This window comes from Kribbella sp. NPDC055071 (assembly GCF_053608045.1).
In genome coordinates, this window is sequence record NZ_JBSGUS010000009.1 from 204,577 (window position 1) to 217,228 (window position 12,652).

The 12,652-nt window shown below is 67.8% G+C and carries 14 protein-coding genes; 4 read left to right on the forward strand and 10 right to left on the reverse strand.

Annotated elements, in window-relative coordinates; all coding sequences use genetic code 11:
* Positions 1-22: 22 nt before the first annotated feature.
* A complete protein-coding gene (locus ACWF4Z_RS17340; protein WP_452244053.1) occupies positions 23-1,006 on the reverse strand; it encodes a GlxA family transcriptional regulator in 984 nt (327 codons plus the stop codon).
* Positions 1,007-1,108: 102 nt separating this feature from the next.
* Here ACWF4Z_RS17340 and ACWF4Z_RS17345 point away from each other — a divergent pair, with 102 nt between their 5' ends.
* Positions 1,109-1,831 carry an HD domain-containing protein gene (locus ACWF4Z_RS17345; RefSeq protein WP_452244054.1) on the forward strand — a complete coding sequence of 241 codons (723 nt, stop codon included), beginning with the start codon at positions 1,109-1,111 and terminating at the stop codon, positions 1,829-1,831.
* Between the two features lie 195 nt (positions 1,832-2,026).
* Here ACWF4Z_RS17345 and ACWF4Z_RS17350 read toward each other — a convergent pair whose 3' ends face one another.
* Positions 2,027-2,527, reverse strand: a complete 501-nt coding sequence (locus ACWF4Z_RS17350; protein WP_452244055.1) for a DinB family protein — start codon at positions 2,525-2,527, stop codon at positions 2,027-2,029.
* Positions 2,528-2,730: 203 nt separating this feature from the next.
* Here ACWF4Z_RS17350 and ACWF4Z_RS17355 point away from each other — a divergent pair, with 203 nt between their 5' ends.
* Positions 2,731-3,084 (forward strand): UBP-type zinc finger domain-containing protein, encoded by a 354-nt coding sequence (locus tag ACWF4Z_RS17355; RefSeq protein ID WP_452244056.1) that lies wholly within the window; start codon positions 2,731-2,733, stop codon positions 3,082-3,084.
* Between the two features lie 233 nt (positions 3,085-3,317).
* Here ACWF4Z_RS17355 and ACWF4Z_RS17360 read toward each other — a convergent pair whose 3' ends face one another.
* From ACWF4Z_RS17360 to ACWF4Z_RS17385, 6 genes are all read right to left on the reverse strand, one after another.
* Entirely contained in the window at positions 3,318-4,319 is a 1,002-nt protein-coding gene (locus ACWF4Z_RS17360; protein ID WP_452244057.1) for a proline racemase family protein, read from the reverse strand.
* Positions 4,316-5,233, reverse strand: coding sequence for a dihydrodipicolinate synthase family protein (locus tag ACWF4Z_RS17365; protein ID WP_452244058.1), 918 nt, complete (start codon positions 5,231-5,233; stop codon positions 4,316-4,318). The genes ACWF4Z_RS17360 and ACWF4Z_RS17365 overlap by 4 nt, the downstream gene beginning before the upstream one ends.
* Entirely contained in the window at positions 5,230-7,101 is a 1,872-nt protein-coding gene (locus ACWF4Z_RS17370; protein ID WP_452244059.1) for an FAD-dependent oxidoreductase, read from the reverse strand. The genes ACWF4Z_RS17365 and ACWF4Z_RS17370 overlap by 4 nt, the downstream gene beginning before the upstream one ends.
* Positions 7,098-8,258 (reverse strand): NAD(P)/FAD-dependent oxidoreductase, encoded by a 1,161-nt coding sequence (locus tag ACWF4Z_RS17375; RefSeq protein WP_452244060.1) that lies wholly within the window; start codon positions 8,256-8,258, stop codon positions 7,098-7,100. The genes ACWF4Z_RS17370 and ACWF4Z_RS17375 overlap by 4 nt, the downstream gene beginning before the upstream one ends.
* A 190-nt stretch (positions 8,259-8,448) precedes the next feature.
* Positions 8,449-9,054, reverse strand: a complete 606-nt coding sequence (locus ACWF4Z_RS17380; RefSeq protein ID WP_452244061.1) for a helix-turn-helix domain-containing protein — start codon at positions 9,052-9,054, stop codon at positions 8,449-8,451.
* A 17-nt stretch (positions 9,055-9,071) separates the two neighbouring features.
* Entirely contained in the window at positions 9,072-10,124 is a 1,053-nt protein-coding gene (locus ACWF4Z_RS17385) for an SDR family oxidoreductase (protein WP_452244062.1), read from the reverse strand.
* A 70-nt stretch (positions 10,125-10,194) separates the two neighbouring features.
* Here ACWF4Z_RS17385 and ACWF4Z_RS17390 point away from each other — a divergent pair, with 70 nt between their 5' ends.
* Both ACWF4Z_RS17390 and ACWF4Z_RS17395 read left to right on the forward strand, forming a co-directional pair.
* A complete protein-coding gene (locus tag ACWF4Z_RS17390; RefSeq protein ID WP_452244063.1) occupies positions 10,195-11,082 on the forward strand; it encodes a LysR family transcriptional regulator in 888 nt (295 codons plus the stop codon).
* Complete coding sequence (locus ACWF4Z_RS17395; RefSeq protein WP_452244064.1) at positions 11,082-12,008, forward strand: cation diffusion facilitator family transporter; 927 nt, start codon at positions 11,082-11,084, stop codon at positions 12,006-12,008. Before ACWF4Z_RS17390 ends, ACWF4Z_RS17395 begins: the two co-directional genes overlap by 1 nt.
* On the opposite strand, the gene ACWF4Z_RS17400 is transcribed toward ACWF4Z_RS17395, so the two are convergent.
* Positions 11,999-12,181, reverse strand: coding sequence for a DUF3099 domain-containing protein (locus ACWF4Z_RS17400; protein ID WP_452244065.1), 183 nt, complete (start codon positions 12,179-12,181; stop codon positions 11,999-12,001). The two genes, ACWF4Z_RS17395 and ACWF4Z_RS17400, sit on opposite strands and share 10 nt — an antisense overlap.
* 1 nt (position 12,182) lies before the next feature.
* Positions 12,183-12,632, reverse strand: a complete 450-nt coding sequence (locus tag ACWF4Z_RS17405) for a MarR family winged helix-turn-helix transcriptional regulator (RefSeq protein WP_452244066.1) — start codon at positions 12,630-12,632, stop codon at positions 12,183-12,185.
* Positions 12,633-12,652: the final 20 nt, after the last annotated feature.

Consider the following 12,652-nt stretch of genomic DNA (forward strand, 5'->3'; position numbering starts at 1 on the left):
TCTCATCCGGCCTATCTCAGCTTTAGACAGCAGTTGCGCGGAAGCGTCTTTGGTACTCGGTCGGCGTCGTACTCAAATGCCGGGCGAATGCTCGCCGCAGCGTCTCATCGCTACCCAGTCCACTGAGACGCGCAGCCACCGTGATGCTGTGCCCGTCCAAGAGAAGCTGCTGCGCACGATCCAACCGGACACGCTCGACCCAACGGCCAGGCGTCGTACGAAGCTCACTCTGGAACAGCCGCGTCAGATGCCGAGCACTGACCGCGGCCGACGCCGCCATCGCCGGCAGACTGTGATCGGCCGCCGGATCCGCAACCACCGCTGTCGTCACCGCGCGGAGCGGATCACTACGAGCCGGCGGAGTCGCCATCGCCGTGGAGAACTGCGACTGCCCACCCGGCCGCTGCATGAACACGACCAACTCACGCGCAACCTCCCGAGCCGCACCGGCACCGTGGTCGGCCTCAACCAGCGCGAGCGCCAGGTCGATCCCGGCGCTGATCCCGGCCGAGGTGACGTACCGGCCGTCCTTGATGTGCAGCGCGTCCGGTTCAACGAGCACCTTCGGATAGCGCCGCGCGAGAGCCTCCGCATGCCGCCAATGCGTGGTCGCCCGACGACCGTCGAGCATCCCCAACGCGGCGAGCACGAACGCCCCGCTACACACCGATACGACCCGCTCCGCGCGTTCCGCGAGTACGGCGACCGCCCCCGACAACTCAGGCGACACCTGCCGAACCAGCTCGTCCGCCCCCGCCACCACAACCGTGTCGAACGGCTCCCTGACCTCGTCCGCCCGGACCGTCCCGGCCAGCGTGACGCCCGACGCCGTCCGCACCTCCCCACCCTCCGGTGAGACCAGCACCAACTCATACCGCGGCCCGGCCCGATTCGCCTGATGCAGAACCTCCAACGGCCCACTCACATCCAGCAACGTCACCCCCTCGAACACGACAACCCCCACCCGCCGTGTCCGAATCTGTGGTCCACCTGTCCCGATAGACATGACCCCACCCTAACCACCCGAGCAACACTGAAATCAGACCTCCCAACCCACCGAAAGGCAGATCCGATGTCAGGCAAGACCGCTGGACTCCCGACTTCCACAGTGACCGCCGACTCGCAACCCCCGGACCCGGCGTTGGATGGCGCCCTCGCCACTCCACCAACCCGCGGGCCAGTGCGCGGCGCACCTGCGGAGGAGATCGCTGGGATTCGGATCCCGGACAGTGCGCTGGCTCGGGAAGCTACTGAGTTGGTACGGGACTCGGCCACGCCGGTGGTGTTCGATCATTCGCGGCGGGTCTTCGTGTTCGGGGCGCTGCGAGGGCAGGCGGACGGTCTCGAGTTCGATCCGGAGCTGCTGTACGTGGGCGCGATGTTCCACGATCTCGGGCTGACCGAACGCTTCCGTCGTACCGACCAACGCTTCGAGCTCGACGGCGCCGACGAGGCCCGGCGGTTCCTCAGCGACCACGGAATCACCGGCGAGCCGGCCGACCGCGTCTGGACCGGAATCGCCTTGCACACAACGCCGGAGATCCCACTGCACATGGCCGCCGAGGTAGCACTCGTCACCCGCGGAGTCGAGCTCGACGTACTAGGTATCGGCTACGACACCATCACCGACGACCAACGCGCAGCCGTAGTCGCGGCGCACCCACGGCCAGACTTCAAGAACCAGATCCTGGCCGCCTTCACCGAAGGCATCAAAGACCGCCCAGCCACCACCTTCGGCAACGTCAAAGCCGACGTCCTAGAACACTTCCTCCCCAACTTCCACCACACCGACTTCGTAGAAGTCATCAAAACCTCCCCCTGGTCCGACTAACCCGTCGGCACACAACTGCGGTCGCGCAGCGCGCCATTCAGAACGACGCCGCGTGCAGGTCGACAGGTAGTGCACCCGCGAGACGCTGTACGCGCCACCCACCCAGCACTCAGGCGCACTAGCCGACCACCCGACACCTCCGGTCGCCACGCACTCCCCCGCACCCTCCCGGCCGACTCCCCACGGGTATCTGGGCTATTCGCCGGTGGCTCCGTCAATGCGTTCGCGGAGGAAATCTGCGTGCCCGTTGTGGCGGGCGTACTCCTCGATCATGTGCAGGTAGATCCACCGCAGCGTGTAGTCCTCGCCCGGGCTGACCGCGTCCAGACTGAGCCCGGCGACGGCCTCTCGCGACCGGGCGACGCTCGCTTGATAGCTCGCCAGGTCGTCGTCGGCACGCGAAGGGTCCACCTCGTCGCCGCGGGCGCCCGGCCCGTAATCCCAGAAATACAGGTGATCCGGCTTCCCGTCGTACTCATGGAACCAGGCCTCGACCCCGGACAGATGGCGGACAAGGCCGAGCAGCGAAAGCCTCGACGGCGGCACCGACCGCAGCGCCAACTGCTCCGGCGTCAACCCGCCACACTTGAGCAGCAAGGTTGTCCGCTGAAACTCGAGCCGATCGTCGAGGGCCGCACGCTCGTCGATCGGATTGTTCGGCGGCTCAATTCGCTCAGGTGTGCTCCAGGTCGACATCCCGGCAACCTTACGGCCGCATCGCTCCCGTCACCATCGGTTTCTCCGCACCGCGGCTGCTGGGTTGATCGATCCGAGAGTCTCCTGACTAGCTGACCGGCGTGAACGCGGTTGGGTTGCTCGTCCAGGGCGGGGTGTCTCGAGCGGGGCGGTTGGTTGAGGGTTGCTTGTCCGGGGCGGGTGGACAGGTAAGGATGTGCGGTATGACCGAGAGTTCTGGGATCCCGGGGATCGACGCAACGGTCCCGCCGAGCGGTACCGGTTGCGTTGATTGCCTGGCTGCCGACGGCTGGTGGTTCCACCTCCGCCGCTGCGCCGAGTGCGGCCACATCGGCTGCTGCGACTCCTCCCCCGCACAGCACGCATCGGCCCACGCGGCCGAGTCGGGTCACCCGATCGTGCGCAGCTTCGAACCGGGCGAAGACTGGTTCTGGCACTACGTCGAGGAGGAGTACTACGACGGCCCGTCCCTAGCCCCACCCGAGGCCCACCCCGCCAGCCAGCCAGTCCCCGGCGGCAACGTCCCCACCGACTGGCAATCCAAACTCCACCGCTAACCACACCCCCCACCGACCGAACTCAGCTTCACCAGCAACCTGATGCGTCCGACGCATCCGGTGGCTGATCGGCCCGCAGCCGGTCGACTCGCCGCATCCGGCGGGGTTCCGGCTAGCAGACACGCCGACAGCTGGAGTGCCGCGGTCGACGGCCTGCAGTTCAGGGCGCGCGAGCCCAGCCGAGCTCACCTTCCCCGGCGCCTGACCGAGACGTATGCGGCTGGCTCGGTGGGCTAGAGGGTGAAGCCGGTGGGGAAGGGGTCGGTGGGGTCTAGTAGGTAGTTGGCTGTGCCGGTGATCCAGGCTCGGCCGGTGATGGTGGGGACTACTGCTGGGTGGAGGCCTACTGTGGTTTCTTCGAGGAGGCGGCCGGTGAAGCGGGTGCCTATGAAGGACTCGTTGACGAAGTCGGTGTTGAGGGGCAGTTCGCCGCGGGCGTGGAGTTGGGCCATCCGGGCCGACGTACCAGTGCCACACGGTGATCGGTCGAACCAGCCGGGATGGATCGCCATCGCATTGCGTGAGTCGGCGCCGTCGACGCCCGGAGCGGTGAACTGCACATGCTTGCAGCCATTGATCCCCGGATCCAGCGGATGCACTGGGCGATCGGTCGCGTTGATCGCGTCCATGATGTCGAGGCCGGCCCGAAGGATCCGATCCTTCTCGGCCCGGTCGAACGGGATCCCGAGCTGCTCCAACGGCATGATCGCGTAGAAATTGCCGCCGTACGCGAGGTCGTACGTCACCTTGCCGAGCCCCGGCACCTCCACCGCCGCATCCAGCGCATGGCTGTACGACGGAACGTTGTGCAACGTCACGTGCTCGACACGACCGTTGCTCACGGCAACATCAACGATGATCAGTCCGGCCGGCGTGTCGAGACGGACCACGGTGGTCGGCTCGGTCACCTCGACCATGCCGGACTCGACCAGCACGGTCGCGACTCCGATCGTCCCGTGCCCGCACATCGGCAGGCAGCCCGAGACCTCGATGTACAGCACTCCCCAGTCCGCGTCGGAGCGGGTCGGTGGTTGCAGGATGGCGCCGCTCATCGCCGCGTGACCACGCGGCTCGTTCATCAGGAACAGCCGCAGGTCGTCCAGATTCTTCATGAAGTACTCGCGCCGCTCGGCCATCGTCGCACCGGGCACGGCCCCGACCCCGCCGGTGACGACGCGGGTCGGCATCCCCTCGGTATGCGAGTCGATCGCGCTGATCGTCCGGATCGACCTCATCGCTGGACCTCACCGCCGAGGGACTCCACGGCCTTCTTCATGTCTTGCTCCAATTGGGCGACGTGCTCCGGAACCAGTGGTCCACGCGGTGGCCGGCACGGTCCGCCGTACCGGCCGACGTAGTCCATGCCGTACTTGATCGCCTGCACGAACTCCGTGCGCGAATCCCACCGGAACGCGGCGACCAGCGGCTCGTACAACGCCCGCGCCTCATCCAGCTTGCCCTGTACGGCGAGGTCGAACAAACGCACCGATTCCTTCGGAAACACATTCGGGAATCCGGCGAACCAGCCGCTGGCACCCATGAGCAGCGCCTCCAGCGTGAGATCGTCGGCGCCGGCGATGACGGCCAGGTCGGGCGCGACCTCGCGGATCTCGAGGATCCGGCGAACGTCACCGGAGAACTCCTTCACGGCGACCACGTTCTCGATCTGCGCGATCTCGGCGAGCAGATCCGGAGCCAGGTCGACCTTGGTGTCGATCGGGTTGTTGTAGACCATCACCGGTAGGCCGGCCTTCGCGACCTCGGTGAAGTGGTGGATCACCTCGCCACGATTGGCGCGGTACATCGTCGGCGGCAGGCACAGCACACCGTCCGCTCCGTCCTCGGCAGCCTTCTCCGCCCAACCCCGGGCCTGATGGGCGCCGACGCCGTGCACGCCGACCACCACGACCCCGTCGTCGCCGACGGCCTCGATCGCCGTCCGCGCGACAGCGCGGCGCTCGTCATCCGTGAGTGATGAGTACTCGCCGAGCGAACCGTTCGGCCCGACTCCACGACACCCGTTGTCGATGAGCCAGCGGCAATGCTCGGCGTACTTGTCCAGATCCGGCCGCAATCCCGCCGGCGCCGACGCATCCTCGGCGTACGGCAATGCGGTCGCGACGATGACGCCGTCCAGCTTCTCGCTCATTCTTCCTCCTGTGCCTCAGCCAGATCCCGCAACCGGACAGGCACGGCGATCGGTCGTTTCAAGCTCGGTCTCGGTACGTCGTCACGCTCGCCACCTACCAGCTCCGCAACGGTTCGTGAACACACCCGCCCCTGGCAGAGCCCAAGCCCGGCACGCGAACTCAGCTTCAACCCGCGTCCGTCCCCCACACCCCGCTCAGCCACCGCGCCCTCGATCTCTCCGCGTGTCACTTCCTCGCACCGGCAGATCACCGTGTCAGCAGCACTCCAACTCCTCCAGCCGTCCCGCACCGGATAGGCCTTCGCCAAGGCTGCCGCGAACCGCCGCCTCTTAGCCACGGCCACTCGAGCCACCTCCACCGCCCCCGAATCTGCGATCAGGTGTGGGGACGCGGAGCCGGCGTCCGCAGAGTCGGCGTCGCCAGCGGCGGCGAAGCGGGCGTTGCCTGCGTCTGCAGAGCGGCCGGCGGCGAGGCGGGTGTGGCGGGCGGCGGCTAGGCCGGCTAGGTGACCTTCGGCGGTGGAGAGGGGGGCGCCGCCTATGCCGGTGAGCTCGCCGGCGGCGTAGATGCCGGGGGTGGTGGTCTGCTGGTTCGGGTCGACGGCGACGGCTGGGCCGCCGTCGGGGCCGGTGGTGAGGTCGCAACGGGCGGAGACGGCTAGCTCTAGTTGGCCTGTGAAGCCGAAGCCTAGGCAGACTGCGTCGGCCTCGATGCGGCGTTCGGTGCCGGGGATCGGGTGCCAGTCAGAATGCAGGCGCGCGATGGTGACTGCTTCGACGTGGGTGGTGCCATGGGCGGCTATCACGGTCCAGCCGTGGCGGAGGCGGATCCGGCGCCGGGCCAGGAGTCCGCCGTACGTCGCCGCCTCGCGAAACTTGCTGGAGGCAACTACTGGATCGGTGGACCAGCCCGCGCCGACCGTCTGCAGGGAGTTGGCTTCGAGGAGACCGACGACGTTGGCACCGACGCCGAGCAGGGACTCTGCGACTGGGAGCAGGAACGGGCCGGTGCCGGCGACGACAACGTGACGACCCACCGAGATTCGTTGTCCTTTGGCGAGCGCCTGGGCGGCACCGGCGCTGTAGACACCTGGTAGATCCCAACCAGGGAAGGGAAGTACGCGATCGTACGCACCTGTAGCGAGCACCACCGCGCCCGCGTCGATCGGGAAGACCTCTCGTCCGACAGCATCCGCTGGGCCGCGCTGCACCCACAGCCGCAGGCCTTCGATCGCCCACACCGAGGTGTCGGACAGCTGCGTGATCCGCTCATGGGCCGCGACCCGATCGCGTTGCGCCGCGAAGTCCTTCCACCCGTGCTGTAAACGCTCCGGCCGCTGCGCACCGAACTCGACCGGCAGCTGCCGGTTGAACTGCCCACCCACGGCTCGTCCACTGTCAATCAGCACCACAGACGCGCCCTCATCCGCAGCCGCCAACGCTGCCGCGATACCCGCGGGCCCAGCACCCACCACGACAACCTCAGCCGCCTTAGGCAACTGAGGGGCGCGCTTCGCTTCCTGTGGCCGGATCGGTCCGGACGGCGCTGCAGGCTTGGGGAGGACCGCGCCTTGTTGGGTGGTGATCGTGTCGTTGGGGGTGATCGTGCGCTGGCAGGCTCGGACGTCTGGGGTTCCGTTGACGACTACTAGGCAGTCGTAGCAGGCGCCGATGCCGCAGAAGACGCCGCGGGGTGTGCCTGCGTGACGCGTGGTCCGCCACGAGTCCTGCCCGTTGGCGAGCAGTACGGCGGCAACCGTCTGGCCGGCCAGGGCCGTGACGGGGTGGCCGTCGACGGTGACCTCGACAACAGACGGCGCACCAACGGCGGCGGGATCGTCCGATCGCGGACGGAGGTAGGCGGTCATGCGGCCACCACCGCAGGCCGGTCGACGCGGAACGGCGATGGATCCACATGCGGGACGAGGCCGAGGAACAACTCGGTGACCAGCCGACCGGTGGACGGGGCCAGACCGATACCGGCCCCTTCGTGACCCGTCGCATGCCACAGACCGAGTAGGCGAGGGTCGGCGCCGATGACCGGCAAGTGATCCGGAGCGTACGGACGAAACCCGCCGTACGCGCGCATCACCGGCACATCACCCAGGAACGGAAACAGACCCACGGCCTTCCGGGCGAGCTCACGCAAGACGGCCACGCGGATCGAATCGTCGAAGCCGACCCGCTCCCGGCTCGATCCGATCAGGACAGTCCCAGCCCGCGTCGACTCGACCACGGTCGAGGTCTGCAGCTCGGCGTCCGCACTCCCGACCGCGCCGACGTAATCAGCGTCGTACACCTTGTGTCGCACGCACTCCGGCAATGGCGCAGTCACCAGAATCATCCCGCGCCGCGGCAACACCTCGATCGGCGCGCCCGCCGCAGCGCCGAACGCCCCGGCCCACGGCCCGCACGCATTCAACACGGCGCCGCACGCGATATCCCCGGCTGAGGTATCAACCCCCACTACTCGCCCACGAGACTGCCGCACCCCAAGAGCGGTCACCCCGGACCGAACCTCACCGCCGCGCGACCGAACGGCAGCCAGCAAAGCCGTTGCCGCGAGCACCGGTTGCACCTGCGCATCGTCGGGATAGTGCACGCCAACAGACACGCGTGGAGTGATCAGAGGCTCCAGCTCGAACACCTCCGACGGCGTCAGCACCCGCGCGTCCACGCCGGCCGCCTGCTGCTTCGCCGCGAACTCCTTCAACGGCCCGGGATTGGTCGTCGCCACCACGACCCCGCCCTTGGCCTCCCACTCCACATCAGCAACTCGAGCCGGTAACCGACCACGGACGACGTCCCACTCGGCGCGTGACGCGAGAGCCAGCTCCAACTCGGGCCCGGGCTCCTTGTCCGAGACCAACACGTTGCCCTCACCGGCAGCCGTCGTACCGGTCGCTGGACCGTCGCGGTCGATCACCAGCACCCGAACCCCGGCCGCCGACAGCGCCTCCGCGCACGCGGCCCCGACCATGCCCGCGCCGACGACGACCACGTCAGGTGTCGCGGACCCAGGCATGAGGCCTCCCAAGGCAACCGTTCGCTAAAATGAACGATTACCACCGTACGCGCGACCGCGAAGCCCGGTCAATGCACTCAACCGGAACTCTCCCAGCACTCTCCCGGACCAACGGTCGCGGCAACCGACCCTCGCGCCGGGCAACCGTCGCGGCAACCGACCGTCGCGCTGACCCAACCCGGCGGGACCACTACCGGAGCAGATGTGGCCCGTCAGCCATCATCGGCGAAGCCTCGGGCGGATACTCGAGCAGCAGCACCGACCGCACCGGCCCGTCCACCGCCTCGTACCCATGCGGCCCACCAGCCCGAAACGCCAGATAATCCCCGGGCCCCAACTCCTCGGTGCGACCGCGCGAAGTAATCCGCAGCCGCCCGGTCAGGACGATGTGATGCTCGGTCCCCGGATGCCCATCCGAATGCTGAACCGCATCCGGCCGCACCTCCTGGTTGTAGATCTCGAACAACCCACCCGGATTCTCGAGCCGGCGCAGCATCCGCAGATCGATGGCGTCACCGGACAGTACGTCGATGTCCGCGGACCGAACCAGGACCAGCTCCGCCCCGGCCGACTCGCTCAGCAGCGCCGACACGGGCACACCCAGAGCGTTCGACAGACTGAACACTGTCTCGATCGTCGGGTTCCCCGCACCGGACTCCAGTTGCGACAGCGTCCCCTTCGCGATCCCGGACCGGCGGGCCAGCTCGGACAGCGAGATCCCCTGCTCGTCCCGCCGCGCCCGCAGATTCGTCCCGAGCACTCGCCCCGCACCCATCGCCGCCACAGCCCGGAGCATGCCACATCACCGAACGGTCAGGGGATGATCCGCCGCGCCCGCAGGTCAGCGAAGATGCGGAAGAACATCTGCTCGGTCTCGACGTACTCGTGGAATCCCGCCCGCCGCGCCTTCGACGAGTCCGCGAAGAAGTCGTAGTCCCACCCGAAAACGAAGTCCGCGAACGGCCACGAGGACACCTCGTCGAAAGAGGTCGCCGCCAGCCCATGAGTCGCCTGCATCTGCTTCCACACCGGCTCTTTGTCGGCCATGACGTCGACCAGCGACAACTGCAACGGCGGCGCCACCTCGAGCCCGAACCAGCCGGCCAGCGAAGGCCACAACTCGTTCCACCGGAAGAGATCGCCGTTCGTGATGTTGAACGCCTGGTTCGCCGCGGCCGGCGTGGTTGCCGCCCACGCCGTTGCCTTCGCCAACAATCCCGCATCGGTCAGCTCGAGCAGCGCGTCGTACGCACCAGGCTTGCCAGGAAACCGCAGTGGTACGCCGAGTTCCTTCGACATCGACGCATACACGGCGATCGCGACGGCCAGGTTCATCGGATTGCCCAGCGCGGCACCACCCACGACAGACGGCCGGAGCGCTGACCAGGTCCACGACTTACCGGCTTGCCGTTCCGAGAGGAACCGCTGCTGGTCGACATTGAACTCCGGCGGCAGATGCGGCGGATCGTTCTCCCGGGCCGGTGTCTTGAACGGCCCGAGATGTGCCCCGTACACCTTGTATCCCTGCATGAGGCTGACGTGCCGCAGTCCCCGTGCGACCGGCTCGATCGCATCCACGACGTTCACCAGCATCGCGAGGTTCGGAGCGACCAGCTCGGCCCAGGTCGGACGGTCCTGGTAGGCGACGTAGAAGACATGCGTCACCTCCGACAGCCCGGACAGACGCGCACGCGTGTCATCGGGATCGAGCAGATCGACGCCGATGTGCCGAACCCGCCCGGGTACGTCGATCCCGCCGCGGCGAGACAGCCCGATCACCCGCCAGTCCGGCAGCGAGGACAGGTGCTCGACCAGATTCGTCCCGATCACGCCGCGGGCACCCACCACCAAAGCCACGTTCTCCATGCCAACAGCCTCGCTGACCTGCTCGAATAACTCCAAGACATGGTTTTCACCACGGCCATAAACTCTGCTTATGACCACGCTCAGGCAGCTGGAGTACCTCGTCACGGTGGTCGATCTGGGCTCCTTCACCAGGGCGGCCGAGATCCTGCACGTGAGCCAGCCGGCGTTGTCGCACCAGATCCGCGCACTCGAGCGCTCCGCAGGCGGTCCGCTGCTGGAGCGGTTGCCGCGCAACGTTCGGCTCACCCCGACCGGCCGTGCGATGCTCCCGCACGCCCGCGCCACGCTCGCCGACGCGGACCGGGCCCGCTGCGCCGCGCGCCAGGCGGCCGGGCTCGAGGTCGGCGAGTTGCAGATCGCGACGCTCTACTCGATGACGCTGGGCGTCCTGCCCGCCGCACTCCGCCGCTGGCGGCAGACCCATCCCCAGGTCGGCATCCGGCTGTTCGAGCACCGCCACACCGACGAACTCATCGCAGCCATGTACGCCGGCCAGGCCGACCTCGCCGTGGGTCCCGAACCAAAAGGCTGGACCGGCGTCACCCGAACCCTCGGCACGGAGGAACTCGTCGTGGTCGTCGCGAACGACGACCCGGCGGCCGTTGGCGACACCGTCAGCCTCAAGGACCTCGCCGACCGGGCTTGGGTCCATTACACGCCGGGCCACGGGCTGGGCGACGTACTCGATCTCGCCTGTGCACAAGCCGGTTTCGAACCGCGGATCGCCGTACGCACCGAACAGACCGCCGCCGCACCCGCTCTGGCCGCGGCCGGCCTGGGACCGGCACTGGTTCCCGACAACATCGTTCCCAAGGACTTCGACGGTCACGTCCTGCATCCCGACCCACCGGTTTGCCGCATACTCACGGCGTACACCCGCGGCGAGCCCGACCCATTGGCCGCCGCGTTCATCGACGTCCTCGTTTGCGCAGACGGTCCACCGGGCACGCGGACGTGATGGCGAAAGAAGAATCCGACGGAACAGTCCTCCTGGCCGGTAGTGCGAACCTGGCGATCGCGATCGCCAAGATCGTCGCCGGCCTACTGTCAGGTTCGACCGCGCTCCTGGCCGAGGCGGCGCACTCGGTCGCCGACACGCTCAACCAGGTGTTCCTGCTGACCGCTCTCAAGCGCAGCCGCAAGCCGGCCGACGCGCGGCATCCCTTCGGCTACGGGATGGAACGCTACTTCTGGGCCCTGCTCGCCGCGGTCGGGATCCTTGTCCTCGGCGCCGGCTTCTCGATCGCCGAGGGCCTGCGCTCCCTGCTCGATCCCGAGCCGATTGCCTCGCTCGTGATGATCTACGCGGTCCTGCTGATCTCGTTCGTGTTCGAAGGAACGTCGTGGCTACGGGCAATGATTCAGGTACGCCGGGAAGCCCGCGAGCGCGGCGTACCGGTCAAGGAGCAACTCCGCGACGCCGAGCCCGCGGTCAAAACCGTGGCCTTCGAGGACTCGGCCGCCCTGATCGGGCTTCTGATCGCCGCAGTCGGCGTGACGCTGGCAGTCGTCACCGGACAGCACTTCTGGGACGGCGCCGCCTCGATCGCGATCGGGCTGCTGCTCATCGTGGTCGCGTTCACGCTCGGCCGCGACAACAAGGCAATGCTGATCGGCCAGGCCCTTCCGGACGACACCCAGCGCGAGATCCGCGCGATCATCTCGCGCCAACCCGGCATCGAGTCCGTCCTCGACCTCCTCAGCCTGCGCCTTGCGCCCGACCAGGTGCTCGTGGTTGCGTCGGTCGACCTGGTCGACTCCGCGACCACAGGTGCTGAGATCGAGCAGGTCGCAGAGCGAGTCGATGCCGAAGTACGCCGTACGCATCCGTCGGTCCGCCACCTCTATCTGGACCCGACCCCAGCGGCCAAGGCTCAGTCCTGACCCCAGTTGGCCACGATCACCGCGATCGGCGGCAGCACGGCCGCCACTGCGCTCATCCCGATCGCGGTCGGGATCGAGAACAGGCGTACGACGAACCACGCCAGCCCGATCAGGACCAGGCAGCTACCCATCAGCCAGAAGTAGAGCTTCCGGTTGTTGTACCGGCGGGCCATCTCAGACCTTCGACGTCAGCCTGTCGAGAGCGCCCACCAGCGGGGCCAGCTCCGGCAGCTCGGCGGCCTTCTCCAGGGCGGCCGTGAGTACGGCGTCATGTGTCGGCTGGGCCTGGTCGAGGAGGTCGCGGCCGGCCTTGGTGACCTCGGTATAGATGCCGCGACGGTCGTCCACGCACAGGTACCGCTCGAGCAGCTTGCGATCCTCGAGCCGGTTCACCAGGCGGGTCGTCGCCGACTGACTGAGCACGACCGCGGTGGAGAGCTGGTTCATCCGCAGGTGGTAGTCATCCTGTCGCGCCAGCACATCGAGCACGCTGTACTCGCTCACGGACAGGCCGTGCTGCTTCTGCAGCGCGCGCTCCAGCTCGTCCTCGATCCGGGCATGCAGAGCAGCCAGGGTCCGCCACCCCTGCGCCCGCGCCTCCGCGGCGCCATCCGGTAGTCCCATGACTCCTCCACCTGGGTCGA

Bases quoted from the DNA above. Each gene is read 5' to 3' on its own strand.
- ACWF4Z_RS17395 (WP_452244064.1), top strand. From the start codon at position 11,082: ATGGCGAAAGAAGAATCCGACGGAACAGTCCTCCTGGCCGGTAGTGCG.
- ACWF4Z_RS17340 (WP_452244053.1), bottom strand. From the start codon at position 1,006: ATGTCTATCGGGACAGGTGGACCACAGATTCGGACACGGCGGGTGGGG.
- ACWF4Z_RS17370 (WP_452244059.1), bottom strand. From the start codon at position 7,101: ATGACCGCCTACCTCCGTCCGCGATCGGACGATCCCGCCGCCGTTGGT.
- ACWF4Z_RS17350 (WP_452244055.1), bottom strand. From the start codon at position 2,527: ATGTCGACCTGGAGCACACCTGAGCGAATTGAGCCGCCGAACAATCCG.
- ACWF4Z_RS17400 (WP_452244065.1), bottom strand. From the start codon at position 12,181: ATGGCCCGCCGGTACAACAACCGGAAGCTCTACTTCTGGCTGATGGGT.
- ACWF4Z_RS17405 (WP_452244066.1), bottom strand. From the start codon at position 12,632: ATGGGACTACCGGATGGCGCCGCGGAGGCGCGGGCGCAGGGGTGGCGG.
- ACWF4Z_RS17365 (WP_452244058.1), bottom strand. From the start codon at position 5,233: ATGAGCGAGAAGCTGGACGGCGTCATCGTCGCGACCGCATTGCCGTAC.
- ACWF4Z_RS17375 (WP_452244060.1), bottom strand. From the start codon at position 8,258: ATGCCTGGGTCCGCGACACCTGACGTGGTCGTCGTCGGCGCGGGCATG.
- ACWF4Z_RS17385 (WP_452244062.1), bottom strand. From the start codon at position 10,124: ATGGAGAACGTGGCTTTGGTGGTGGGTGCCCGCGGCGTGATCGGGACG.
- ACWF4Z_RS17390 (WP_452244063.1), top strand. From the start codon at position 10,195: ATGACCACGCTCAGGCAGCTGGAGTACCTCGTCACGGTGGTCGATCTG.
- ACWF4Z_RS17360 (WP_452244057.1), bottom strand. From the start codon at position 4,319: ATGAGGTCGATCCGGACGATCAGCGCGATCGACTCGCATACCGAGGGG.
- ACWF4Z_RS17380 (WP_452244061.1), bottom strand. From the start codon at position 9,054: ATGCTCCGGGCTGTGGCGGCGATGGGTGCGGGGCGAGTGCTCGGGACG.
- ACWF4Z_RS17355 (WP_452244056.1), top strand. From the start codon at position 2,731: ATGACCGAGAGTTCTGGGATCCCGGGGATCGACGCAACGGTCCCGCCG.